The sequence below is a fragment of the Solidesulfovibrio magneticus RS-1 genome (assembly GCF_000010665.1).
Taxonomy (GTDB): domain Bacteria; phylum Desulfobacterota; class Desulfovibrionia; order Desulfovibrionales; family Desulfovibrionaceae; genus Solidesulfovibrio; species Solidesulfovibrio magneticus.
Genome location: NC_012796.1, coordinates 297,663 through 321,112 on the forward strand (window position 1 = coordinate 297,663; position 23,450 = coordinate 321,112).

Annotated in this window: 22 protein-coding genes; 10 read left to right on the forward strand and 12 right to left on the reverse strand. The window is 67.3% G+C overall.

The window, feature by feature from the left end; genetic code table 11:
* Position 1 precedes the first annotated feature (1 nt).
* Positions 2-292 carry a co-chaperone GroES gene (groES, locus tag DMR_RS01165; RefSeq protein WP_006919070.1) on the reverse strand — a complete coding sequence of 97 codons (291 nt, stop codon included), beginning with the start codon at positions 290-292 and terminating at the stop codon, positions 2-4.
* Positions 293-408: 116 nt separating this feature from the next.
* On the opposite strand from groES, the gene DMR_RS24180 reads away from it, so the two are divergent.
* The 8 genes from DMR_RS24180 to DMR_RS01200 all read left to right on the forward strand — a co-directional run bounded on the left by DMR_RS24180 (position 409) and on the right by DMR_RS01200 (position 7,679).
* Positions 409-636, forward strand: a complete 228-nt coding sequence (locus tag DMR_RS24180; protein ID WP_148208333.1) for a hypothetical protein — start codon at positions 409-411, stop codon at positions 634-636.
* Positions 637-742: 106 nt separating this feature from the next.
* On the forward strand, positions 743-2,662 hold the full coding sequence (locus DMR_RS01170) for an NADH-quinone oxidoreductase subunit 5 family protein (RefSeq protein ID WP_012749851.1): 1,920 nt from the start codon (positions 743-745) through the stop codon (positions 2,660-2,662).
* Positions 2,662-3,510 carry a respiratory chain complex I subunit 1 family protein gene (locus tag DMR_RS01175; RefSeq protein ID WP_012749852.1) on the forward strand — a complete coding sequence of 283 codons (849 nt, stop codon included), beginning with the start codon at positions 2,662-2,664 and terminating at the stop codon, positions 3,508-3,510. The genes DMR_RS01170 and DMR_RS01175 overlap by 1 nt, the downstream gene beginning before the upstream one ends.
* A 30-nt stretch (positions 3,511-3,540) precedes the next feature.
* Positions 3,541-3,984, forward strand: a complete 444-nt coding sequence (locus tag DMR_RS01180; RefSeq protein ID WP_006919067.1) for an NADH-quinone oxidoreductase subunit B family protein — start codon at positions 3,541-3,543, stop codon at positions 3,982-3,984.
* Positions 3,985-4,040: 56 nt separating this feature from the next.
* On the forward strand, positions 4,041-4,406 hold the full coding sequence (locus tag DMR_RS01185; RefSeq protein WP_006919066.1) for an NADH-quinone oxidoreductase subunit C: 366 nt from the start codon (positions 4,041-4,043) through the stop codon (positions 4,404-4,406).
* 12 nt (positions 4,407-4,418) lie between these two features.
* The gene (locus DMR_RS01190; RefSeq protein ID WP_012749853.1) at positions 4,419-5,495 is read left to right on the forward strand and encodes a nickel-dependent hydrogenase large subunit; all 1,077 of its coding nucleotides are present in this window, start codon (positions 4,419-4,421) and stop codon (positions 5,493-5,495) included.
* 17 nt (positions 5,496-5,512) lie between these two features.
* On the forward strand, positions 5,513-5,875 hold the full coding sequence (locus DMR_RS01195) for a 4Fe-4S binding protein (protein ID WP_012749854.1): 363 nt from the start codon (positions 5,513-5,515) through the stop codon (positions 5,873-5,875).
* 94 nt (positions 5,876-5,969) lie between these two features.
* The gene (locus DMR_RS01200) at positions 5,970-7,679 is read left to right on the forward strand and encodes an SGNH/GDSL hydrolase family protein (protein WP_012749855.1); all 1,710 of its coding nucleotides are present in this window, start codon (positions 5,970-5,972) and stop codon (positions 7,677-7,679) included.
* Here the strand turns inward: DMR_RS01200 and DMR_RS01205 are convergent.
* The 11 genes from DMR_RS01205 to DMR_RS01255 form a co-directional block, all read right to left on the reverse strand.
* On the reverse strand, positions 7,658-8,521 hold the full coding sequence (locus DMR_RS01205) for a DNA polymerase III subunit delta' (protein WP_012749856.1): 864 nt from the start codon (positions 8,519-8,521) through the stop codon (positions 7,658-7,660). The two genes, DMR_RS01200 and DMR_RS01205, sit on opposite strands and share 22 nt — an antisense overlap.
* A gap of 183 nt (positions 8,522-8,704) precedes the next feature.
* Positions 8,705-8,992 (reverse strand): hypothetical protein, encoded by a 288-nt coding sequence (locus DMR_RS01210; RefSeq protein ID WP_006917733.1) that lies wholly within the window; start codon positions 8,990-8,992, stop codon positions 8,705-8,707.
* Between the two features lie 37 nt (positions 8,993-9,029).
* Positions 9,030-10,721 carry an adenylyl-sulfate kinase gene (gene cysC, locus DMR_RS01215; RefSeq protein ID WP_012749857.1) on the reverse strand — a complete coding sequence of 564 codons (1,692 nt, stop codon included), beginning with the start codon at positions 10,719-10,721 and terminating at the stop codon, positions 9,030-9,032.
* A 35-nt stretch (positions 10,722-10,756) separates the two neighbouring features.
* Positions 10,757-11,347: a hypothetical protein gene (locus tag DMR_RS01220; RefSeq protein ID WP_012749858.1), complete on the reverse strand. Its 591-nt coding sequence runs from the start codon at positions 11,345-11,347 to the stop codon at positions 10,757-10,759.
* Positions 11,344-11,847: a chemotaxis protein CheD gene (locus tag DMR_RS01225; protein ID WP_012749859.1), complete on the reverse strand. Its 504-nt coding sequence runs from the start codon at positions 11,845-11,847 to the stop codon at positions 11,344-11,346. The genes DMR_RS01220 and DMR_RS01225 overlap by 4 nt, the downstream gene beginning before the upstream one ends.
* Positions 11,832-12,293 carry a response regulator gene (locus DMR_RS01230; RefSeq protein WP_012749860.1) on the reverse strand — a complete coding sequence of 154 codons (462 nt, stop codon included), beginning with the start codon at positions 12,291-12,293 and terminating at the stop codon, positions 11,832-11,834. The genes DMR_RS01225 and DMR_RS01230 overlap by 16 nt, the downstream gene beginning before the upstream one ends.
* Before the next feature lie 19 nt (positions 12,294-12,312).
* A complete protein-coding gene (locus DMR_RS01235) occupies positions 12,313-13,968 on the reverse strand; it encodes a chemotaxis protein CheA (protein ID WP_012749861.1) in 1,656 nt (551 codons plus the stop codon).
* An 89-nt stretch (positions 13,969-14,057) separates the two neighbouring features.
* A complete protein-coding gene (locus DMR_RS01240; protein ID WP_012749862.1) occupies positions 14,058-15,689 on the reverse strand; it encodes an alkaline phosphatase family protein in 1,632 nt (543 codons plus the stop codon).
* Positions 15,680-17,161 carry a polysaccharide biosynthesis C-terminal domain-containing protein gene (locus DMR_RS01245; RefSeq protein WP_012749863.1) on the reverse strand — a complete coding sequence of 494 codons (1,482 nt, stop codon included), beginning with the start codon at positions 17,159-17,161 and terminating at the stop codon, positions 15,680-15,682. Before DMR_RS01245 ends, DMR_RS01240 begins: the two co-directional genes overlap by 10 nt.
* A 9-nt stretch (positions 17,162-17,170) precedes the next feature.
* Positions 17,171-19,105 carry a hypothetical protein gene (locus tag DMR_RS01250; RefSeq protein ID WP_012749864.1) on the reverse strand — a complete coding sequence of 645 codons (1,935 nt, stop codon included), beginning with the start codon at positions 19,103-19,105 and terminating at the stop codon, positions 17,171-17,173.
* A gap of 10 nt (positions 19,106-19,115) precedes the next feature.
* Positions 19,116-20,123, reverse strand: a complete 1,008-nt coding sequence (locus tag DMR_RS01255; RefSeq protein ID WP_043599820.1) for an efflux RND transporter periplasmic adaptor subunit — start codon at positions 20,121-20,123, stop codon at positions 19,116-19,118.
* 245 nt (positions 20,124-20,368) lie between these two features.
* Between DMR_RS01255 and DMR_RS01260 the strand changes: the two genes are divergently transcribed.
* On the forward strand, positions 20,369-21,175 hold the full coding sequence (locus DMR_RS01260; protein ID WP_232502858.1) for a polysaccharide biosynthesis/export family protein: 807 nt from the start codon (positions 20,369-20,371) through the stop codon (positions 21,173-21,175).
* Between the two features lies 1 nt (position 21,176).
* Positions 21,177-23,366: a tyrosine-protein kinase domain-containing protein gene (locus tag DMR_RS01265; protein WP_012749867.1), complete on the forward strand. Its 2,190-nt coding sequence runs from the start codon at positions 21,177-21,179 to the stop codon at positions 23,364-23,366.
* Positions 23,367-23,450: the final 84 nt, after the last annotated feature.

Here is a 23,450-nt window from a genome sequence, read left to right on the forward strand (position 1 = left end):
CCTAGGCTTCGATGACGGCCAGGATGTCGTCCTCGCGCATGACGAGGAAGTCTTCGTCATCGACCTTGATCTCGGTGCCGGCGTACTTGTTGAACAGCACGAGGTCGCCCTTTTCGACATGCATCTTCAGGTGCTTGCCGTCTTCGGCCAGCTTGCCCGGACCCACGGCGATGACTTCGCCCTTCATGGGCTTTTCCTTGGCCGAGTCAGGGATGATGATGCCGCCCTTGGTGACTTCTTCCTGTTCGAGACGCTTAACCAGCACGCGATCGCCTAAGGGTTTGAGCTTCATACAATAACCTCCATGGTTTTTGGCGGATGGATTGGCTGCTGGCACTCGCTTGCGGCGAGTGCCAGCGCCGGCGGGAAACTATCTAAACACATTGGCGTGAAAGGCAAGAGGTCGGCGTGAAAAAAGTTTGGCGGGCCGGAAGATTTTGTTTTCGAAATAAGTCGCTTGTATATTTGATGATTTTTGTAAAAAACGGGCAGATGGCAGATGGTCTGCTGTTTCAGGAGGGCTTTTGGGCAGGTTTTGGGACGCAAGATACCCTTGTGAAAGGAATCACGCTGTTGCGGCGGATGGCATTTTCCAGTAAACCGCATAAACTTGACGCTCTCTCCACAGGGGCCTAGAACCATCCAATAGCAGGCGGCCGCGGTGCTAGCGGATAGTTTTGCCTCGCGGCGGAGGCGGAGCGTGTGTCCCAGGCGGTCCCCTAACCTTTTTATCGAGGTGCCTATGCTCGACACGCTGGTCTTTGTGACGGTGCTGCTGCCATTTTTGGTCGCAGCCGTGTTGCTCGTTTTGCGAGAGCAAAATGTGCGCAAGGTCATCCTGGTCGCCACGGCGGGAGTACTCATACTCGCGTCGTTGGCCATGCTTCGGGGCGGCGCGTTCATCATGTCGCCGGCGCCACTATGGGGTTCACTGGTCACCCTTGGTGACTTCCTGATCCTCGCCGTGGTGTTGCTGGTCGGCTTGAAACGCAAAAACCAGATCATCGTATGGCTCACCGTGGCCCAGATCGTCGGACTTATTTGGTTCGACTTCTTCATGATCCAGGACCACGGCGCGACGCCGGCCTTTTTCGCGGACGACCTCAGCCTCGTCATGGTGCTGGTGGTGTCCATCGTCGGTTCCCTCATCGCCGTGTACGGCATCGGCTACATGAAGGAACACGAGGAACATCTGCATCTGACCACGTCGAAACAGCCTCAGTTCTTTTTCTTCATCGTCCTGTTCCTGGGCGCCATGAACGGCCTCGTTTTGGCCAACAACATGCTGTGGATGTACTTCTTCTGGGAATGCACCACGCTGTGTTCGTTCATGCTCATCGGCCATGACGACACCGAGATCGCCCGCAAGAACGCGGAACGCGCCCTGTGGATGAACGTGCTCGGCGGCACGGCCTTCCTGTTTGGCGTCATGCTCCTGTACAAGGTCACCGGCACCCTGTCGCTCCAGGAGATCCTGGCTCGCGGACCGGAATTCGCCGTGGCCGGCGGGGCCATCCTCGTGCCCATGTTCCTGCTGGTCTTCGCCGGCATGACCAAGGCCGCCCAGGCCCCGTTCCAGAGCTGGCTCACCGGGGCCATGGTGGCTCCCACCCCGGTTTCGGCCTTGCTCCACTCCTCGACCATGGTCAAGGCCGGCGTCTACATCATCGTGCGCCTGGCCCCGATCTACGCCGGCACCTACTTCAGCAACTTCGTGGCCCTGTTCGGGGGCTTCGTGTTTTTGGCCACGGCCTGCCTGGCCGCCGGCCAGTCCAACGGCAAGAAGATCCTGGCCTACTCCACCATCTCCAACCTGGCGCTCATTATTGCCTGCGCCGGCATCAACACCCCGGCCGCCATCACCGCGGCCATCCTGCTGATCCTGTTCCACGCCATCTCCAAGGCGCTCATGTTCCTGTGCGTCGGGGCCATCGAGCAGAAGATCGGCTCCCGCGACATCGAGGACATGCGCGGCCTGTTCGCCCGCATGCCCCGCACGGCCCTGGTCGCCGTCATCGGCATCCTGACCATGATGCTGCCGCCTTTCGGCATGCTCATGGCCAAGTGGATGGCCATCGAGTCGGCCCACGGCCAGTTCCTGCTCATGATCATGCTGGCCCTGGGTTCGGGCGTCACCGTGCTCTTCTGGTGCCGCTGGGCCGGCCTCATGCTGGCCACGCCCTTTGCCAAGGCCGCTCCCGAAGCCCAGGACAGCACCATCCGGGGACCGCTCTACCTCCTGGCCGGCCTGGCCGTGGTGTTGAGCTTCTTCTCGCCCCTGGTCTACAACGGCCTGGTCGCTCCCGTGGTGGCCATGTACTATAAGACCGCGCCGTACGTGCTGCGATTCGGCAACTTTGAATCGTCCACCGGCGTCTTCCTGGTTTATCCGCTGTTTATCCTGCTTGGCCTGGGCTTTTTCTTCGCCCTGCGCCAGACCCGCAAGATCACGGCCGCCCAGGCGGTTGGCCCCTACATGTGCGGCGAGCAGACCGCCGTTGACGGCAAGCCCGGCTTCCTTGGCCCCCTCGGCCAGAACGTCACGGCCGTGTCCGGCAACTACTACCTGGAACAGTTCTTTGGAGAGGCCATGCTCTCCAAGTGGATCAACGTCATCGCCCTGGCCGTGCTGGTGATCATGCTCTTTGGAGGCGCCCTGTGATGACCAAAATCCTTCTCGCCGTCCTGGCCCTGGTCGCGGCCCCGATTCTCGGCGCGCTCATTACCGGCGTGGACCGCCGCATCACCGCCTGGCTGCAGTCCCGCTACGGCCCGCCGATCCTCCAGCCGCTCTACGACGTGCTCAAGCTCCTGGGCAAACAGCCCATGCTCGTCAACACCTGGCAGGCCCTTTGCGCCTACGTTTACCTCGTCGGCGCGGCCCTGTCCGTGGTGTTGCTCTTTACCGGCTCCGATCTGCTGCTCATCTTCTTCGTGCTGACCATCGGCGCGGTCTTCCTGGTCATGGGCGCCCTGGCCTCGCCGTCGCCCTACAGCCAGATCGGCGGCCAGCGCGAGTTGCTCCAGATGCTGGCCTACGAGCCGCTTTTGATCCTCGTGTTTGCCTCCATCGCCATGGTGACCGGTAGCTTCAAGGTCAGCGCGGTCTTTGAACTCAGCCGGCCCATGCTCTATGACCTGCCGCTGATGTTCATTGTCCTTGGCTACGCGCTCACCATCAAGCTGCGCAAATCGCCCTTTGACATCTCGGCCAGCGCCCACGCCCACCAGGAACTGGTGCGCGGCGTCTACACCGAGTACTCCGGGCCCTACCTGGCCATGATCGAGATCGCCCACTGGTACGAGGTGATCCTGGTCCTTGGCATCTGCGCGTTGTTCTGGTCCACCAGCTTTGTCGGCATGATCGTGCTCGTGGCCCTGACCTACATGGCCGAAATCATCGTGGACAACGTCACGGCGCGCCTCACCTGGCGGGTCATGCTCAAGTCCGCCGTCGGCATGGGGCTGGTCCTCACCGTGGTCAACTTGCTGTGGCTCTATGCCCAATAACCACCGAGAAGCCAAAAGAGAGAGCACGCCATGTTAGGCAATCTGATCAATCAGGGACGCATCAAATCCCCGTGGGTGGTCCACTTCGACTGCGGCAGCTGCAACGGCTGCGACATCGAGGTGCTGGCCTGCCTCACGCCCCTTTACGACATTGAACGCTTCGGCATCTTAAACATCGGCAACCCCAAGCACGCTGACGTGCTGCTCGTGACCGGCACCGTCAACCAGCGCAACAAGCACGTGCTCAAAAACATCTACGACCAGATGCCCACCCCCAAGGCCGTCATCGCCATCGGCGCTTGCGGCTGCTCGGGCGGCGTGTTCCGCGAAGCCTACAATGTCGTCGGCGGCGTGGACAAGGTCATCCCCGTGGACGTGTACGTGCCCGGCTGCCCGGCCCGCCCCGAGGCCATCATCGACGGCGTGGTGGCGGCCCTGGAAAAGGTGAAGAAACTGCTCGGCATGACCGCCTAAGGGTTGCCGAGAACTCGGATGCAACCGGGGTTTTCCCCGATTTCCAGGAGATTACCGTGCTGGAAACGATACCTCTGAGCCTCGATCAAGTCGCCGCCGTGGCCAAGGAGTGCTTTGACGACGGCTGGCGGCAGGTGACCATGTCCGCCGTGGACTGCGGCGAGGCCGGCTTTGAAATCCTGTATCACTACGACAAAGATCTGGTCATGAAGCACTACCGGCTCTCCATCCCCAAGGAGACCGTGGTGCCGAGCATCTCGCCGGTGTACTTCTGCGCGCTGCTCATCGAAAACGAGATCCGCGACCAATTCGGCATCTGCTTCTCCGACATCGTCCTCGATTTCGGCGGGGCCTTGTACCTTGAAGCTGAAGTCCGCGCCATGCCGTTCTGCAAGGTCAGCGTGGCCGAAAAACAGTCTTAAAGAGGGAAGCATATGGCCCGTACTATATTGCCGTTCGGCCCGCAGCATCCGGTCTTGCCGGAGCCGCTGCACTTAAAGCTCACCATCGAGGACGAAATCGTCGTCGAGGCCCTGCCCACCCTGGGCTATGTCCACCGCGGTCTGGAAAAACTCTGCGAAGTCCGCGACTTCAACCAGATGATCCAGATCGTCGAGCGCGTCTGCGGCATCTGCTCCTGCCTGCACGCCCTGTGCTACTGCGAAGGCGTCGAGCAGATCATGGGCGTGGAAGTGCCGCGCCGCGCCAAGTACCTGCGCACCATCTGGGGCGAGCTGCACCGCGTGCACTCCCATCTGTTGTGGCTGGGGCTTTTCGCCGACGCCTTCGGCTTCGAGAGCCTGTTCATGCAGTTCTGGCGCGTTCGCGAGCGCATCATGGACATCATGGAAGCCACCTGCGGCAACCGCGTCGTGGTTTCCGTCAACGTCATCGGCGGCGTGCGCCGTGACCTGACCCCGGAACAGTGCAAGTGGATCGAAGAGCAGGTCGCCATCGCCGAGAAGGAGATCCGCCAGCTCACCTCCACCATCCTTAACGACTACACCGTGAAAAAGCGCTGCTGCGGCAAGGGCGTACTCTCCAAGGACCAAGCCTACCAGCTCGGCGCCGTCGGTCCCATGCTGCGCGGTTCCGGCTGGGCCCAGGACGCCCGCCAGACCGGCTACGCCGCCTTTGGCGAACTGGGTTTTGAGCCCATCGTCGAATTCGACGGCGACTGCTACGCCCGCTCGGCCGTGCGCTTCCGCGAGACGCTCCAGTCCCTGGACCTCGTCCGCCTGGCCATCGCCCGTCTGCCCGAAGGCGAAATCGCCGCCAAGGTCAAGGGCAAGCCCCAGGGCGAGACCGTCACCCGGGTCGAGCAGCCGCGCGGCGAACTCCTGTACTACCTCAAGGCCGACGGCTCCAAGCACATGGACCGGGTGCGCATCCGCACCCCGACGTTCGCCAACATCCCGCCGCTTCTGGCCATGCTGCCGGGCTGCGAGTTGGCCGACGTGCCGGTCATCGTGCTCTCCATCGACCCCTGCATCAGCTGCACCGAACGGTAAACAAGGAGCGCGCTGCCATGTTCAACATGACCAAGAACGTCGTCGCGAACCTCTTCTCCAAAAGCTCCACGCGGCTCTATCCGTTTGCCGTGCGGGGCCATTTCGAGGGGTTTCGGGGGACGCTCAATATCAACATCGACGAGTGCATCTTCTGCCGGACCTGCATGATCAAATGCCCGTCCCAGTGCATCGCCGTTGACAACAAGGCCGGCACCTGGACCTGCGAAGCCATGAGCTGCGTATACTGCGGCGTGTGCGTGGACGTTTGCCCCACCGGCTGCCTGTCCATGTCCAAGGAGCATCGCCCCGTGGCCACGGAAAAGCAGACCATGGCCTACCAGGGCGTGCCCAAGAAAAAGAAAAAGGAAGCCGCCGAATAGCGATTTCCCGTCACCACTTCATCCAAGCGCCCGGCTGCCGTATGCACGGCGGCCGGGCGCTTGCCGTTTTCGCCCATGGCGCGTATCAGGCCGTATGCGGGACATTCCTGCCGCCCACTGGTGCGGCCGCGCCATCGCCTGGGCGTCGTGCGCCGTGTTTCTCCTCTTTTTGTTGCTGCACCTGGGAATCCACGGCTATTGGGCGCTGACCGACACCACGCCACCCGATGTCGTGGAGCCACGGGCTTACGCCAATGTGCTCGGCGACCTTGAGCCCAGGCTCTCGGTTGTTGCCCGCGAGATCCCCGGCCTGCCCTATGCCGTGGGCATCGACGCCGAGGGCTGGCGGCGCACCGGGCCGCCGTCCCGGACGCCGGCCCCCCTGCGTATCCTGTGCCTCGGCGATTCCTTCACCTACGGTGTCGGCGTGGCCGACCGCGAAGCCTATCCCGCCTTGCTCGAAACCTATCTGCGAAAACGTTTTCCGGCGCGCGGGGTCTCGGTCGTGAACGCCGGAGTTCCCTTCTACGATATCTTTGACGAACTCTCCTACTACCGTGAAAAAGGGCGCTTGTTGCGCCCTGATCTGGTGATTGTCCAATTCTACGCCAATGACCTGGAAGCCATGGCCGGTTCTTTTTTTCGGGAGGACCTCAAGGTGCGCCAGGGTGGCCGGTACAATCCTTTTGACCAGGGGCTTGGGCGCGAAAAGGTCGAGCGCGTCCTGATCAGCTGGTTCGAGACTCATTTGTCCTGGCTTATGGACGGGTTGCGCAACCGGTCGTCGTCGGGTGGCCCCTCTCCGGCCGCTTCCGGTCCCTTCAAGGCCTACCACCTCCAGGCCACGCCGGAGGAAAAGCGCCATCTGAATGACAAGGCGGCTTTGCTCGATGCCGCCAGTCTGCCGGCCATGGAGCGGTTTTGGGACAACTACCGCGAGGCGTTGCTCGAGCTGCGCGACGCGGTCCGGGGCGACGGAGCCCAGCTCCTGCTGGTCCTGGCTCCGGACGTGCTCCAAATGCGGGAAAACAAGAATGCCCCCGGGGCGGCCCTGGTGGAAGCGTGCCGGGCCGCCGGCATTCCCGTCCTCGACATGACCACGGTCCTGCGGTCCATGTCCGGCGACAATCCCGACTTGTTTTATCTCACGCCCAAAAACAACCACCCCAACGTCCACGGGCATACGGTCATGGCCAAGCTCCTGGCTGAATCCCTGGGATTCGACCCGGCCGGGCGGCAACGGGTCGAGCCGGCGGCAGCGGCTTTTGCCTATGCCGACCCCATTGTCCGCGTCCTGCGGTTTTCGCCCGAGGGCATCGCCGCCGAACGGCAAGAACCCATGACCGTGGTTCCGGTTCGCAGCGACAACCTTGCCTTTTTTGACGTCACGATGGAAGGCGGCAACCATATTAGCGGGTTGCGGCCCGATTTGCGCTTTAAGCCCACCGGGGAACTCGTCGTGCGCATTGACGCCGACATGCCCCTGGACATGGTCTCGGTCACGCTTTTTCGGCGGGTGTTTCCGCCGGTCAACGGCTTTGTGCAACTGTCCTGGTCACGGGATGGGACGCGCTACGAACAACTGCAGTTCGTCTCGGACTCCGCCGGAGATGGGGCTGCCGGCTTTGAAAACGGACGGCTTTCGGAAATCGATCTGCGCCAAGCGCCGTGCGCCCGGCTGTATCTGCGGCTGGTCGTGCACAACGAAGCCTGCGTTTTCGGGGAGACGTCTGACCCGCCCTGGCGGCGCTTTGAAATTGTCGGCTACCCTTCCCAGGCGCTCTACCCGCGAAGCCACAGATAAACGCGGGTGGCCAGTCTATCCAGGACCACGGCCGGGTTTACCTGGGCAACCAGCGCCTCCTGGCATTCGGCCAAGAGCAGATCGAGGCGGCGGGGCACGTCGGGTTCGCCGCAGGCGGCAAGCCGGCCGGCCAGGGGCGTGTCGGTCCGGCCGGCCAGGCAGGCGGCCAGCTCCCGGGCCAGTTCGGTCAGGACCCGTTCGGCGATCAGCCGCGACGGCCGGCCCTTGACGCCGGTGAACCAGCCCCGTCCCGAGCGCCAGAAGGCGTAGAGGGCGTCGATGATGGGCCAGGGATCGTCCTCGCCGCCGGCCGGCAGCGGCCGGGAAGCGTCGGGCCAGGCCAGGGTCAGGACGAAGGAGCGCGACACCAGGGTGGGAAAAAGCCGCTCGCGCTGGGGAGTCAGCAGCACGAAGGCGTTGCCGGGCCTGGGTTCCTCCATGGCCTTTAACAGCGCGTTGGCGGCCTCGTCGGTGAGGGCCTGGGCCTGGGCCAGGATGACCACCCGCCAGCCGGCTCCGCGCGGCGGTTCGCCGACAAGCGCGCGCACCTCGCGCATGTCGGCCACCTTGATGGTTTCCAGGCCGCCGTCGAAATAGAGCAAATCCTTGAACACGAAGTCGCGGATCTGGATGCAGACGGGGCAGACGCCGCAGGGCGGCTGGTGCGCGCCGCAGTTGAGACGCGCCGCCAGCCACATGGCCATGGCCGCGCGTTCGTCGGCCGTGCCGCCTTCGAGGATGAGCGCCTGGGGCATGGCCCGGGCCAGGGAGTCCAGGCCGGCCAGGACCTGGGCCTGGCGCGGCGCGACGCCGTAAGGCAACGAATCAGTGGCAGCTAGCATGAAAATCCTCTCGGACGCCGTCCGGTAAACACATCCACAGCGGCGACGAACGGCTGCCGCTACTCGCTCCGCCCACCCCAGCGGCGACGAACGGCTGCCGCTACTCGCTCCGCCCACCCCATTCAGGGGGTCCGGGGGGCTTAGCCCCCCGGCCGCCGGAGGCCTCTTTATTTTCCTATACCCCTACAACTCACCAACATTGATATCTTTCTCCGCCTTGATCCGGTCGCGCAGGCGTTCGAGGCGGGCGGTGAGGTAGGCCAGTTCGTAGGGTTCGGGCAGCTCCTCGAAGTCGTGGCGGTCGCCTTCGTAGACGTCGAGGTCCAGGGCGGCGCGCTCGGCAACCAGTCGCACATATTCGGCGTAATCGGGAAATTCCAGAGGTTTGCCCGGGGCGCGCAGGCTGCGGGCGAAATCCAGGGCTTCGACGTAGGCGGCGGTGTCGAGCATGGTGCTGGAGCGTTCGGGCATGGCGGGCCTCCTATGCGGCTGTGGCGGCTGCCTGGGGTTAGCCCAGATAGCCTTCGCGTTCAAGGTAGAGGAGCACTTCCTGGGCGGCCTCGGAGGGATCGATGTCGGTGGTGTCGAGGCGGATTTCGGGATTTTCCGGAACCTCGTAGGGATCGTCGAGGCCGGTGACGCCGGTGACGAGGCCGGCCCGGGCCTTGGCGTAGAGTCCTTTACGGTCGCGCTGCTCGCACACGGCCAGGGGCGTGGCCACGTGGATCTCGATGAAGCCGCCGTGGGGGGCGACGAGGTCGCGGGCGGCCTGACGTCCGGCGGCGTAGGGCGCGATGGGGGCGCAGATGGCGATGCCGCCGTTTTTGGCGATCTCGCTGGCCACAAACCCGATGCGGGCGATGTTCAAGTTCCGGTGCTGCTTGGAAAAGGTGAGCTCGCTTGACAGATGACGGCGCACGATGTCGCCGTCCAGGAGCGAGACCGGGCGGCTGGCCAGTTCCATGAGGGCGACATAGAGCAGTTTGGCCAGGGTGGATTTGCCGGCTCCGGACAGGCCGGTCATAAAAAGCGCCAGCCCTTGGCGGGAGCGGGGCGGAAAGGCCCGCCGCAGTTCGGCGGCAACGTCCGGGAGCAGCGTACTGGCCGGGATATCCTGGTCAAAGGCCAGACGGCGGCGGATATTTTCCTGGTCCAGGGTCGGGGCGGCCTCGCCCGGGGCCAGGGAGGCGGCGGGCAGGAAGCGGCCCTGGCTTGGGGCATAGGCCATGGCCGGAGCCTCGACCACGGTGTAGCCGGCCTCGGCGGCGTGGGCGCGCAGGAGTTCAGGCGCGGCCTGCTCGGGATAATACCGGGAGCCGTTTCCAGGGAACGGGTCGGCATAGCCGGGGCGGGCCAGGACGTGGCTGGCCCCGAGGTTGACCTGGACCAGGGCTTCGAACAGGGCCTGACGCGGGCCGGCGGCCAGGCTGGGCATGGGCAAAAGCGCCAGCTGGGCGGCGTTTTTGGGCAGCGCTGCGGCGGTCAGGCGGGCGCAGCGCACGGCGGCAAAGTGGCCAGGACCACCGGTCATGGCGTCGCCCACGGTGTGCAACAACAGCAGGCGCGCGCCAGCGGCGGCGGCAGCGGCTTCGAAGGCGGCCCGGTCTGGTTCGGTCAGTATACCGGCGAACTGGCAGGCCAGGACCGCTCGCCAGCCGCGCCGGGCAAAGCCTTCGAGCAGCGCGGCCGGGGACAGGCGCAGATCGGTGAAGTCCGGGTGTTGGGGCAGAGCCACGCCTTCCACCTCGCCGGCCACGCGCCAGGGATGGAGGGTTGCGGCGTATTCGGCTGCGGCCGGGTGTTCGGCCAGGGTGCGCGCGCCAAAAAGGGCCAGGGCGTGGCGGGCCGGATCGTCGGGCCAGGCGTCGGCCACGGTGAGCACGGCCAGCATGAAGCCTTCGGGATCGCGCAGGGCGAGCTTGTCGCCGGGGGACAGCCCGCGTCCGAGTTCAGCCGGGATGTCGAGGCTGGCCGGCATGGGGACAAGTTCGCCGGTGGGTAGGCGCAGGGTTTCCAGGATACTCTGGACGGCCTCGCGGCTCAGGTAGCCGGTCAGAGGATAGAGCGCCCCGGTCAGGAGCAATTCGAGGCCAAGAAGCTGGTCCTGGCGCAGGGCATGGGAGGGGAAGCCGGCGGATTCCTGGCGGAGTTCCCCGGCCCGGCGGTGGTGGACCAGCAGATTCTGGGCGTGACGTTGCATAGGGTGGACCTTTGCCGCCGGGCCGGCGGCGGACGTCAGTAGACGGGCCAGGCGGCGTAGCCAGAGCCGTAGGCCGGCATGGGGGCGTAGTTGGGTTTGGGGCCGGCCTTGGGCGCGGCGGGCTTGGCGGCCTGGGCCTGGGGTTTGGACGGGGAGGCCTTGGCGGCGGCGGCGGTTTCCCGAGAGGCCTGGGCCTTGGCGGCCAGGGCCTCGACGCGGCCGGAAAGGGTCTTGACGTCGGCGGCCAGGGCGGCGGCGGTTTTGGCGTCATGGCCGGAGGCCGCAGCCAGGGCGTCGATCTTGCGGTCCAAAGCGGCCAGGGCTTCGGCCAGGGCGGCCGGCTCGTCCCGGGTCGCGGTTTCGTCGGCCAGAGCCAGGGCGGCCAGCCGGTCGGACACGGCGGCCAGCTCGGCCCGGCCGCGTTCCACGGCCAGCCCCAGGGCGGCCAGGGCGGCCAGGTTGAGGCAGACAAGGGCGGCCACGGCGATGGAGGCCACGCGGCGTCGGGGGCTTGGGGAAGCGTTGTCGTACATGGGATGCTCCTTGGCGTCGTGGTGGGGCTTCGACGTCGAAGCAGAGTCCAGGCAAATTTCGCGCCAGATGGCGGTCGGACTATGGCGGCTCATTTGGCGGCCCCGTTATTGAGCATACGGACGAAAATTTCCCCCGTGGACGTCGAAAAGACGATTTTGCGCCCGGCCATGCCGCCGACGTTGGAAGCGGCCACGCGCAGGCCCAGGTCGGACAGGGTGGCGAAAGCCGTTTCCACGTTTTTGCGGCCAACCGAGATTTCCTCGGCAAAAAGCGCGCTGGCCCCGCCGAAGACCTTGCATTCGATCTCGGAGCAGGCCACCCCGCGCCGGGCCATTCGGGCGACCAGGGTCCTTATGGCCATGTCCACGAACTTGTAGGGCGTGTCGCCCGGGCTGTGCAGGCGGTAGTCGGCGGCTCGGGGCAGCAGGGCGTGGAAGATGGCGGAAAGGCCTTGGCGCGGGGCGAAAAAGGTGACCGAGACGCAGGAGCCAAGCACGGTGTGGGCCAGGGTGGGCTTGTTGACCAGGATGCCCTGGGCGACATTTAAAAAAGCCGTCTGGTGGTCCGGGAAACGCTCTAGAAGGCCTTGCATGGGGAGGGTCCTTCCGGGCCGGCTTCGTCGAGGTCGCCCAGGGGATTGTCGACGAGGCCGAGGCTGGCCAGGGTTTCCAGCAGGGTGGCCGGCTCGAAGGGCTTGGTGACGTAGGCCTGGGCCCCGGATTCGAACTGGGCGCGCAGCATGTTGGCCGGATCGTCGAGGCTGGAGAGCATGACGGCGGGCACGCGCTGTTCTTCGGGAATGCCGGCGGACTCTTCCAGGCGGCGGATGCCGGCCAGCCCTTCGTGGCCGCTTAAAACCGGCATGAGGATGTCCATGACCACCAGATCAAAGGGCGTGCCGGCGGCCTGGGCGGCGGCGAAGCGGGCGATGGCTTCCTTGCCGTTGGCGGCTTCCTCGGCGGTGAAAAGGCTGCCCAGGGCCTGGATGATGAGATGGCGCTGGTACCGGCTGTCGTCGACGATAAGGGCGCGGGGCATGGTCCGGTCTCCGTCAGGGTTAATGGTTGTCGGCGTCGTGTTGCCGCTTGGCGGCGGCCAGCAGTCCCGGCACGTCCAGGACCAGGGCCATGTCGCCGGCCTCGGTGACGGTGCCGCCAAGGACGCCCTCGACCCGGCCCAGGGCTCGGCCAAGGTGCTTGAGCACGGCCTGTTTGCGGCCGATGACGGCGTCCACCACCAGACCGGCCCGGCCGCCGTCGCGGCGCACGGTGACCACGTGGGGCGTGTGGGCCTCGACCCGGTCGAGGTCGAAAAAGCGGCGCAGGGACAACAGCGGCATGGGGAGGCCGCGCAGTTCCATGATACCCGTGGTTCCGGCCAGGGCGGCCGTCGCCGGCAGCTCCAGGCATTCCTCCACGTAGTCCAGGTGGAGGTAGTAGGCCTCGCCGGCGCAGCGGACTTCCAGGCAGTCGATGATGGCCAGGGACACGGGCAGGCGGATGGTGAAGGTGCTGCCCGCGCCCGGAGCGCTTTGGACGTCCAGGCGGCCGCGCAGGGCGGCGATGGCCTCGCGCACGGCGTCCATGCCCACGCCCCGGCCCGAGACGTCGCTTACGGCCTCGGCCGTGGACAGGCCGGGCAGGAAAATAAGTTCCAGGGCGGCGGCCGGGTCAAAGGGGCGGCCGGCGTCGATGCGGCCGGCGGCCACGGCCTTGGCCCAGAGCTTGCGGCCGTCGATGCCGCCGCCGTCGTCGCGCACGGCGATGACCACATCGGAGCCTTCCTGGCGGGCCGACAGGGTGACGGTCCCCTGGCGCGGCTTGCCCAGGGCCGCGCGCACCTCGGCCGGTTCGACGCCGTGGTCCACGGCGTTTCGCAGCAGGTGGATGCAGGGGGCGTTTAACTGTTCGATGACGGCCTTGTCGAGTTTGGTGTTCTCGCCTTCCATGACCAGGGCGGCGTCCTTGCCCAGGCTGGCGCAGGCGTCGCGCACCAGCCGGCGGTACTTGGGAAAGCTCACCTTGATGGGCAGCAGTCGCAGCCCCAGCACCTGGTCGCGCAGCAGGGCCGAGAGCCGTTCGACCTCCTCGGCCACGCCCCGAAGTTCCAGGTCGGCCCGGCGCAGGGCCAGGCCGGAGAGCCGGGCCTGGGCGATGCCGAGTTCGCCTACGCGATCCACCAGCACGTCGAGTTCCAGGGCCGGAATGGCCAGCTTGCGGATGCGTTCATCGGCCCAGGCCGGCCCCGGAGCTTTGTCGGTGTCGACCTCGGCTTCCGGCTCGGCCTCGGGTTCGGCACCTGACTCGGCAGGCTGTTCGGCGGCGGACGGCGTGTTTTGGACCAGGGCGGCCAGCCGGGCCAGACGCTCGGCAATGTCACGGGAGGCGTCGTTTCGGGCGTTTTCGGCCATGGCCCGCATGTCGTCGAAGGCCCCGAGCAGTTCACCCACGAACTGGCGGTCGGCCGGCCGTCCGTCCCGGCGCATGAGTTCCAGCACGGATTCGGCCCCATGGGCCAGGGCGGCGAGATTGGCCGCGCCGATGGCTCCGGCGTCGCCCTTTATGGTGTGGGCGGCCCGGAAGATGGCGTCCACCCGGCCGGCCAATTCGCCGGCCGGAGCGGACTCCAGGTCGAGGATGGCCGTTTCGATGCCGCGCAGCTGCTCCAGGCAGCTTTCGGCAAAAAGTTCGTAGAGGGTGTCGTCGTCGGCCATGGGGAAGGGTGGTTCCTTATGGTGTAGCCATACGACGCCGTCGCCCGGGACGCAAGGCGACAGGCCGGGAGGGCGGTTGGTCGCGCCTGCTACATGTAGCCGAGATCGGAGAGTTCCTCGGCCAGGGCGGCCGCAGCGGCCGCGTCGTCGGGAGCGGCCGGAGCCGTGGCCGCCGCCCCGGCCACGGCTCCGGCCACGGGCCGGGCGGCCAGGGTTTCGGCCGTAAAGGCCCCGGCCAGTACCCGGCCGTCCATGGATTCGGTGGGCGCTTCGCCCAGGGCATGGAGCAGGGTCGGGGTCACGTCGGGCATGGCCGCGTCGGCCAGCTCCACCCCGGCGGCGATGCCCGGCCCGGCCAGGGCGAAGACGCCGTACTGCTCGTGGCGGCCGCTCCATTTGTGGCCGGCGAAAAGGCCGGTGGGCGCGTCCTGGGCGTAAAGCGCGATCTCGTGGGGCACCAACACCTGATAGCCCGGGCCGCACAGCGTCACCACATCCGGGGCGTTTGGCGTCCCCTCGCCCTGGTAGAGTTCCTCCCGGGCGTAGACGGCGGAGAAGGGGTACGCTCCGGTTTCGGGATCGACGATGGCGGCCAGGCCTTCCTTGAGGCGGGCGACCAGGGCCGGCCGGTCGGCCGGGGAGACCACAGCCTCGTTGAAAAAGATGCCGCCGGCGATGCCTTCGGAGACGCAGGCCGAGCGCTCCCAATCCACGATGGAGGAAAAGAGGTTGTTGATGCGGGCGTGTTCGGCCGAACGGGCCTTGCGCCGGGCCTCCACCACCGAGGCCGGCAGCACGGCCTTGGCCGCCGCCGCCACCAGCCGCCGCAGTCCCGAGGGCGGCCGCCGGCCGGCCAGGGTCCGGGCCAGGTCGCCGGACAGGACGAGCAGGCCCTGGTCCATGAGCCAGCGGTTGAGGAAAATGGCGCGCTTAAGCGGCCCGGCCCCGTGGTCCGAGACGATGGCCACGGCGGCGTCCGGGCCGGCGGCGGCCACGATGCGGCCAAGGGCGAGGTCCAGGCGCTCGTAGACCTGCTCGATGGCCTGCCCCAGCTCGGCGTGGCGGGGATGGGCCGGGTCGCGGTAGCCCCAGAAGAAATGCTGCACCCGGTCGGATTCCATGAAGACCGAGCAGAAATAGTCGAGTTGCCTACGGGCCATGAGCCACAAGGTCAGCTCGCAACGGGCGTCCACCCCGGCCAGCAGGTTGGCCAGGTACTTGGCCGGATCGGGGTCCAGCATGGGCGATTCGCGGCAGGTCCCGAATTTCGCTTCGACCTCGCGGCGGATTTCCGGGGGATACGTGAAGTCCTCGACGTGGCTGGGGGTGAACATGCCCGGAATGACGAAGCCGTCCACGGGATCGGGCGGCCAGGTCACGGGCACGTTGGCCGCGCCGGCCGGCCGTCCCCGGTCGGACAGGATGCGCCAGATAGGCGGCAGGCGGCGCTGGGCCGCGGACACGAACCGGACCTCGTGGGTCCTGGGGTCCAGGGTCAGGGCATCGCAGACGCCGTGGCGGCCGGGGCTGGCCCCGGTGGCGAAGCTTGTCCAGGCCACGGGCGTCACCGGCGGCACGGTGGAACACAGCGGGGCATGGACGCCCCGGGCCAGCAGGGCGGCCAGATGGGGCATGCGGCCCTGGGCCATGAGCGGCTTGGCCACATCGAAGGTGGCTCCGTCCCAGCCGATGACCACCACGCGTTTTGCCGTCAGGGACATGGCGACTCCTTGGCACGGGCGGCGTCGCGGCCGGCCTGCCGGATCTGGCGCAGTTCGGCGAGGTCGCGCCGGGTTGCGCCCTTAAGCCCCAGAATCACCGCGCCGTAGGCGAGGGTCGCGGCCGCCGCGCCAAGCACGGGCGAACCGCGCAGCAAAGACGCAGCGCCCAGACAGGCGGCCACGGCGCAGGCCGTGCGCAAGGCCGGCCCCAGGGCCAGGGGCGTGTAGCCGTGGCGGGCGGCGAAGCGCAACGAAAAGACCAGCAGCCAGGCGTAGGAGCCCAGGGCCGCGCCGGCCGCGCCCATGGTCCCGTAGCGCGGGACCAGGAAGGCGTTGGCGGCAAAGGCCAGCACAAGGGCAGCCCCGGCGTAATACAGGGCATAGCGCTGGCGGCCGATGGCCACAAGCAGGTTGTTGACGAGCATGTCCAGGGCCAGCAGCGGCAGGGCCAGGGCGAGCAGGCGCATGACCGGCGCGGCCCCGGCGTATTTGCCGCCAAACAGGAGCTGGCAGGCCGGTTCGGCGTAGACGGCCAGCAGGCAGGCCGGCAGGGCCATGCCCTGCAAGGTGTGGCGGAAGACCAGCCGGAACAGCCGGCGGGCCGTGTCGAAATCCGTGGGGGCCAGCCGGGCCAGGGCCGGAAACACGGCCAGCATCAGCGCCTGGGGCACGATTTCGAGCTTGAGGAGAAACTCGTGGGGAGCCTGGAAATCGGCCACGGCCGGGAGATCGGCCCACCACGACAGGGACAGCGTACCGGCCCGGAAGAGATTTTGCTGGAAAAACACCCCCAGCCCCACCACCGACGAGGCCAGGAACATGGCCCGAAGGGCCGGGAAGTCCGGGGCGAAGGACGGGGTGGTGAGCCGCGCGGCCACCCGCCAGGCCAGGGCGGCATGGAGGGCGGCGGCGGCGAGCAGGCCGGCCAGCACGCCGGGGACGCCGTAGCCCAAAAACAGGGCCAGTCCCACGGCGATGATGGAGACCAGCCCCGACAGGGCGGCCAGGGGCGTTTCGAAGCCCATGCGCTCGTGGGCCTGGAACACGGCGCAGCCGAGCATCCCGAAGGACCGGCACAGTTCCAGGGCGTAGGCCAGGGCCAGCAGGCCGAAAAGCGGCCCGTCGTAGCCGGACCAGACCCCGGCCAGGGCCAGCCCCAGGCCGGCGGCTACGGCCAAGGCGGCCCGCAGCAGGATGGCCCGGCCGACCACCGCGCCCGAGGTGGCCGGGAAGCAGGCCATCTCCCGGATCATCACCTGCTGCACGCCGAAATAGGTCAGGGCCGCCGCCGCGCCGGCCAGGGCGCTGACCGCGCCCAGCCGGCCGAAATCGTCCACGGGCAAAAGCCGCGCCGCCGCCAGCAGCACGAAAAAGCCGCTTAGGGCCTGAAGCCCCCGGGACACGGCCAGGGCCAGGAAATTGCGGCCCAGGGAGCGGCGGTCGGAAGCTGGGGGGACATGCGGGGCGGCCATGAGTGTGCGCTAATACGGCGTGGTGTTGCAGGTGAGGGTGGAGAGGAGGCCGGCCCAAACCTCTCGGGGCATCCGGTACAGGACGGAGGTGGCGTTTTCGGCCAGCCGGTAGCCGGCCAGTTCCGGCGGCGGGCCGCCGGGGGCGCGGTCCAGGGCCACGAAAACCTCGGCCGCGCCGGGGCCGTCCGGGGCGGCCAGGGCTAACGGCGCGACCACCTGGAAGGGGCCGTCCAGGGACAGCCCAAGGAAGCTCCATTTCCAGGGATCGGCCGAGCACACGGCCAGTTGCCTGGCCCCGGCCCGGGCCAGGGCGTCCTTCAGACCGGCGATGTTGCCGTCGATGACCCGGTAGCGGCCGTGGTTGCGTACGTACCGGGGGTAGTCGATGTTCAGGGCGGCATAGGCCGGACGCAGGCCGGCGGCCACGAGTTGGCCGGCCAAGAAGACGCCGGCCAGGACCACGGCGGCCATAGCGACCGGCCGGGGCAGGGCCGGTTTGCCGGCCGGCCGGGCCAGGGCGGCATAGAGGGCCACGGCGGCGGTCATGGGATAGAAATAGGACAGCCCCTTGCCGGCCACCCAGGGCGCGCCGCGCAGCCAGAAAAGGGCAAAGGCGGCCAGGGAGGCCAGGGAAAAGGTCAAGGCGCACAGTGGCGCACGGCGGTCGGGGTCGGCGGCGGCCCGCAGTCCGCCAAGGGCGAACAGGGCGCACAGGCCAAGCCCCAGGACCGAGACCAGCCAGCCCGGCAGATCGCAAAAGCCCCAGCCCGGCAGACGGGAGAAGCCGTATTCCAAAAGCGGCAGGCCGAACAGGCCCGAGGGCAGGTTGTGGTACAGCCAGCTGAAATAGGCCTCGCTCCACAGCTGGGGCGCGCCCTGGGTGAACTGGATCTGGGCCAGCATGTGGCCCCAGAGAAACCGCACCGGCCAGGTGGCGGCCATGCCGATGAGAAACCCGGCGACGTGGACGGCGCACTCGGCCCGGGGCAGCCGGCCCAGGGCCCGGCGCAGCACCAGATAGCTGGCCGAGGCCCCGACGATCATGGGGAATATTTCCGTGTAATTGACAAAGGCGGCCAGGTAGCAGCCGGCCAGAAGCACCAGCCGGCCCAGGGTTTCCCGCCGCCCGGCCGGGGCGGGCAGGGACAGGGCCAGGGCGAGAAGCGCCACCAGGGGCAGGACGTTGATCTGGGAAAATGCCCGGATATCCAGGACCATCTGGGCGTAATAACCGGTGGACAGGGCCAGGGCCGACAGGCTGGCGGCCGGGGCGGACAGGCCCATGGCGGCCAGGAAGGGGAGCAGGGCGGCAAAAAGCAGCACAAAGCTCGTGAGCGTAAAAGCGTACTGGTATTCGACGATGCCAAGACCGCCCAGGCGGGCAGCGGCCGTGAGCATGGCCCCGGAGGTCCAGCGGATGCTCAGCATGGACTGGGCCGGCACCAGCATGGGGCCGGCCGCTTCCACGGCCTCGGGGGTCTGCTCGAAGGCCCAGGCCCGGGGGTGTTCGTCGAAGTACCGGGCAATGAACATATAAATGAAGGAATCCGAGGCGTTGCCGCGAAAGACGTCATAGCCTTTCTTGCCGACGGCCAGGGGGGACAGCAAAAAGCCCAGGCACAGGACCAGACCGGCCAGGCCAGCGAGAAGCCGTTTGCCGGATACGGCGGCCAGGCGCGGGCCGATGGTGGCACGGCAGGCCGCCAGGCAGGCGGCCGAGACGGCCAGAAGCAGCCCGGCCAGGGGCCAGGCGGCCTCGCCGGCCGTGCCTTCCTGGAGCAGCCACCAAGTCAGGGCCGTGGAATAGAGGGCGTAGCCCGCCGCCGGAGCCAGGGCCAGGACGGCCAGGGCGCCCAGGCGCGGGGCCAGCAGGGCCATGGGGCCAAGGCCCGCGCCGGCGAAGATCAGGCCGTTTAAAGCCAGAGCCAGAACGATGTGCTGCATGGCGGGCCGCTTAATGCAGATCGACCACGACGTCGCAGCGCATGCCTTCCTTGATGCGCAGGTCGGGGTTGGGCAGGGTCAGTTCGATGAGATAAAAGGACGGTTGCTGCAACATGGCCGGCTGGGCCACGTAGTCCACCTTGCTGATAGTGGTCTGGAATTTTTCGCCGGGCCAGGCGTTGAAGATCACGGTGGCGGGGTCGCCGGCCTTGAGCTTCTGCATGGCGATTTCGTGCACCGAGGCCCGCACGATGATGGGATCGAGTTTGCCGATGGTGACCAGGGGAGCCTGTTTGGAAAAGGCCATGCCGGGCACGAGGCTGGAGTTGAGCCACAGGATGTAGCCGTCGCCGGGGGCGCGCACGTAACCCCGGCGAGGCAGGTTTTTGAGGTCCACTTCCTTGCCGAATTTGGACTGGCTGAGCAGGACGCTGTTGTCGTAGCGCTGGCGGGCCAGTTCCAGTTTTTCTTCAAGAAAGTCGCGTTGCAAAAGCAGGTTTTCGATGTCGCGGGCGTTGTTGGCGACCTCGTTGACGGCCACGGCCTGGTTGCCGGCCATGTTTTCCAGCTCTCGCTGGCGGTTTTGGATCGTGGCAAGTTGGAACTGCACGACGCTCATGGCGTGTTCCAGGCCGTTGAGTTCGGCCCGCGACACGAGCTGCTTTTCGGCCATGAGGTTTTCCAGGGGCAACTCATAGGTGATGAGCACTTGGTCTTCCACCACGTGTTGGCCGATCTGGACCGGAGCCGAGATGATCCGCAGCCGGCGCATGTCCGAGCCCAGATCGGCGGCGGATTTTTCCTCGACGGCTTCCTTGGGCATCTCGTAGACGTTGGCTGTGATGCCGCTGCCTTGGGTCGGGGCCTTCTTGGATTTGGCGGAAAAGGGCCAGTTGATGTCGTAGCGGATGGGGCAGTAGGCCTTGCCCTGGAAGGAGATGGTCTCGGCCGAGGCCGGAAGGGCCGCCGCCAGAAGCAGCGCCGCGGCCAGTCCGAAGAGGGTTTTCATATCTGTCATGCCATGCCTGCAGGCGGTTTCGGATTGCGGCGCGACCGCGCCAGCGCCCAGGCGAGACGACGTGCCCGAACGCGGCCTCCCCTTACACCAGATCATCCCGGACCACAACGCGGCGGGTCCGTCTTGCCGCCGGGTCCGAAATCCCGTAATTGGGCGAGACCCTGATCCAAAGCGAAAGGACTGCCATGCCCGCCTGCGCCCTCCCGCGATCCCTCGCCCCGCTTATGTTGTTGGCCGCGGCGTGGATGCTCGTCTCCTGTGCCCGGCCCACGGCCCCGCCGCCGGCCGCTTCCTCCTCGAAAAATCCTGCCGCCGCCTCGGCCGCCGCCCCGGCCCGGCGGGCTGTTCTGGGCTACGGCGACGAGTTGCTCGTGGCCGTGTGGCGCCACGACGACCTCAAGACCGCCGTGCGGGTGGACGAAGCCGGGCGCATCCAGCTGCCCCTGGCCGGCGAGGTCACGGCCGGCGGGCGCAGCGTGTCGGAACTGCGCGCCGACCTCACCCGGGCTTACGCCAAATACCTCGTCGATCCCCAGGTGACGGTGACGGCCCAGAGCCTGCGCAGCCAGACTGCCCTGGTCCTGGGCGAGGTCAAGTCCCAGGGCGTGGTGTCCGTGGACCACGACATCGTGCTGTTCGAGGCCATCGCCCGGGCCGGCGGCTTCACCGACAACGCCGGCAAGAGCACGGTGGTGCTGTTCCGGGGCATGGATACCGACAAGCCCCAGGCCTACATCCTGGATATGAAGCTCGGGACCGGCCTTGGCAAGGGCACGGCCGGCTTCGACCGCTATCTGGAAGGCGGCGACGTGCTCTACGTGCCCAAGAGCACCTGGGCCAACATCGACGAGTTCCTGGGCCACCTAAACGCCGTGGTCAACGCCTTCATCAATGCCGAGCGCCTGGTCATCTTCCTGCCGCAGCTGCGCGACGCCATAAACGACCTGTCCCAGGGGCCGGTCAACCAGGTCAACACGGTCATCCAGCAAAGCCAGCCCGTGGCCGGAGAATATTTAAGCAATCGCCAGGGCGGCGTGACCACGGTGCAGTGATATGGAACTGCGCCTGCTCCTTGCCCTGCTGTGGCGTCGCCGCCGCCTCATGCTGCTGGTGTTCGGCCTGGTGGCCGGCGGCCTGACGCTGCTGACGCTTGTGTGCGAGACCCAGTACGTGGCCTCGGCCAAGGTCTATCTCTACCACTCCTCCACCAAGGCCAGCCTGCTGTCGCGCGTCAACCTCGACTCGGCCATGATGGGGTCGGCTTCGCTTACTGACGCCGAACGCGCCACCTACGAGGACCTGGCCACCATCGTGCCGGTCCTGAGGCCCCTGCTCGACGAGCTGCACCTGACGCGCAAGCGCAAGTCGCTCCAGCTCGTGGAAATGGTCCCGCTGGTACGCTGGGCCGTGGACACCTGGCTGCCGCGTTTCGGCCGCCGACCCATGACCTATGAGGAGCTCACCAACAAATCCATCGTCCACATCCTCTTCCCCCGGCCCTATCTCAAGGCAGCCATGATGGACGACGCCGACATCCTGGAGTTTTCCAGCTCGGCCGAGTCCATGGAGCTGGCCATGGCCCTGGCCAACGCCGCCGCCCGGTCGTTCATGGCCCGGGAGGCGGACATGCGCCACGGCGAGTGTCGGGAACTGGCCGCCGCCGCCGCCGCCGAACTGCCGCGCGCCCGCGAGGATTACGAAAAGGCCCTGGCCGAACTGGGCAAGCTGCGCCAGCGCGAAAAGATCGTGGACCTCACCGCCGAGGGCGAAAAACTGGTGGAGCGCTTTTACAGCCTCAGCAACGAACGCGACTCCAACCGGCTGCTCCTGCTCAAGGCCCAGGGGATGTTGGCCAACGTCAAGGGGCAGATGGCCAAGCGCCCGGAATTCCGCAAATCCGGCGAATCCATCCAGCGTTCGAGCCTGATCGATTCCTTGAAGCTCACCCTGCGCGACCTTTACATGGATCTGGCCGTGGCCAAGACGCGCATGACCGCAGAGCATCCCCAGGTCAAGGAAATCGAGGGCAAGATCGAGGAGGCCAAGCGCCTGATAAAAGGCGAGGCCCAGAAGGTTTTCGGCTCCGAGACCATCTCCACCGACCCGACGTTTACCTTCTTAAACGAACGGGCGGCCGAATACACCGCCCAGGCCGCCGGCCTGGAGAGCCAGGACGCCGCCTACGGCTCCCTCCTCGACGCCCTGGAGGGCCGCATCATGGCCTTCCCCGAGCGGGCGGCGGCCGAGGCCCTGCTCAAGGTCCGGGTGGCGGCCGGCGAACTGTTTCTCAGCAATTTGAACCAGCTCCACCGGGCGGCCGTGGCCGGACAGGCCCTCGACCTGTCCATCGCCCATCTGGTGGAGGCGGCCACGCCCCCGGGGCGCCTCGACGACTACATGCGCCCCAAACTCTCGCTCATGCTGGCCCTGGGCATTGTGCTGGGCGGGTTTCTGGCGCTGACCGCCGCCCTGCTGGCCGCCTACCTTGATTCCTCCCTCAGCCCGGCCGGCGCGGCCGTCCTGGGCGCGCCCGTGGCCGGGACGTTGCCCCGGCGGTCCGGACTCCCCCGGGCCCAGGCGGTGCGGCGGCTTCGCGACGCGCTTTTTCCCGTAAGCGGCCGGCCGCCCAAGGTGCTGGTCGTCGCCGACGCCCTGCCCGGCCCGACCCAGGCCATGGACGTGGCCTTGGAGCTGGGGGCGGCCCTGGCCCGGTCGGGCCGCTCCGTGGTCCTGGTGGACGCCGATCTCACCCGGCCAAGCCTCCATGCCCGCCTCGGGCTGCCGCTTGGCCCGGGGCTGGCCGAGGCCGTGGCCGGCAAGGTTTTTCGTGACGCCGTGATCCTGCCCGGCCCCGAGTCCGGGCTGTTTGCCCTGCCTGCCGGCCAGGGAGCCCTGTCGCCGGAAGCGGCCGAGGGGCTGCTGGATGCGCCGGCCGTGGCCGGGCTGCTGGACGGCTTGGGGCGGCGGTTTGACGTCGTGCTGGTGGCGACCGCGCCGGCCGGAGCCAGCGGCGACGCCTGCTCCCTGGCCCGCCACGCCGACGCCGTGCTGGCCTGTCTGCGTCCTTGGGTCGATGACGCCGCCGCCGTGGCCCGGGCCACGGCCGATCTGGCCGCCGCCGCCGGCCGCGCGCCCCGGCTCGTGCTGGTGGGCGCGCCGGACGACGAACCCTCCCCCCGCGACGTGTGGGCCGACCTGCTGCGCCGGGCGCGGCACAAGCGGGCGGCCGCGCCGACGGCCTAGGCCCGGTTCGCCCGGGGGCCACGCTCCAAAAGGCCGTTTGCGCCGCAGATGGCCACCATGTCGCCCGGCTCTGGCCTGGGCCGG

Bases quoted from the DNA above. Each gene is read 5' to 3' on its own strand.
- groES (WP_006919070.1), bottom strand. From the start codon at position 292: ATGAAGCTCAAACCCTTAGGCGATCGCGTGCTGGTTAAGCGTCTCGAA.
- DMR_RS01170 (WP_012749851.1), top strand. From the start codon at position 743: ATGCTCGACACGCTGGTCTTTGTGACGGTGCTGCTGCCATTTTTGGTC.
- DMR_RS01175 (WP_012749852.1), top strand. From the start codon at position 2,662: ATGACCAAAATCCTTCTCGCCGTCCTGGCCCTGGTCGCGGCCCCGATT.
- DMR_RS01180 (WP_006919067.1), top strand. From the start codon at position 3,541: ATGTTAGGCAATCTGATCAATCAGGGACGCATCAAATCCCCGTGGGTG.
- DMR_RS01190 (WP_012749853.1), top strand. From the start codon at position 4,419: ATGGCCCGTACTATATTGCCGTTCGGCCCGCAGCATCCGGTCTTGCCG.
- DMR_RS01195 (WP_012749854.1), top strand. From the start codon at position 5,513: ATGTTCAACATGACCAAGAACGTCGTCGCGAACCTCTTCTCCAAAAGC.
- DMR_RS01200 (WP_012749855.1), top strand. From the start codon at position 5,970: ATGCGGGACATTCCTGCCGCCCACTGGTGCGGCCGCGCCATCGCCTGG.
- DMR_RS01205 (WP_012749856.1), bottom strand. From the start codon at position 8,521: ATGCTAGCTGCCACTGATTCGTTGCCTTACGGCGTCGCGCCGCGCCAG.
- DMR_RS01210 (WP_006917733.1), bottom strand. From the start codon at position 8,992: ATGCCCGAACGCTCCAGCACCATGCTCGACACCGCCGCCTACGTCGAA.
- cysC (WP_012749857.1), bottom strand. From the start codon at position 10,721: ATGCAACGTCACGCCCAGAATCTGCTGGTCCACCACCGCCGGGCCGGG.
- DMR_RS01220 (WP_012749858.1), bottom strand. From the start codon at position 11,347: ATGAGCCGCCATAGTCCGACCGCCATCTGGCGCGAAATTTGCCTGGAC.
- DMR_RS01225 (WP_012749859.1), bottom strand. From the start codon at position 11,847: ATGCAAGGCCTTCTAGAGCGTTTCCCGGACCACCAGACGGCTTTTTTA.
- DMR_RS01230 (WP_012749860.1), bottom strand. From the start codon at position 12,293: ATGCCCCGCGCCCTTATCGTCGACGACAGCCGGTACCAGCGCCATCTC.
- DMR_RS01235 (WP_012749861.1), bottom strand. From the start codon at position 13,968: ATGGCCGACGACGACACCCTCTACGAACTTTTTGCCGAAAGCTGCCTG.
- DMR_RS01240 (WP_012749862.1), bottom strand. From the start codon at position 15,689: ATGTCCCTGACGGCAAAACGCGTGGTGGTCATCGGCTGGGACGGAGCC.
- DMR_RS01245 (WP_012749863.1), bottom strand. From the start codon at position 17,161: ATGGCCGCCCCGCATGTCCCCCCAGCTTCCGACCGCCGCTCCCTGGGC.
- DMR_RS01250 (WP_012749864.1), bottom strand. From the start codon at position 19,105: ATGCAGCACATCGTTCTGGCTCTGGCTTTAAACGGCCTGATCTTCGCC.
- DMR_RS01255 (WP_043599820.1), bottom strand. From the start codon at position 20,123: ATGACAGATATGAAAACCCTCTTCGGACTGGCCGCGGCGCTGCTTCTG.
- DMR_RS01260 (WP_232502858.1), top strand. From the start codon at position 20,369: ATGCTCGTCTCCTGTGCCCGGCCCACGGCCCCGCCGCCGGCCGCTTCC.
- DMR_RS01265 (WP_012749867.1), top strand. From the start codon at position 21,177: ATGGAACTGCGCCTGCTCCTTGCCCTGCTGTGGCGTCGCCGCCGCCTC.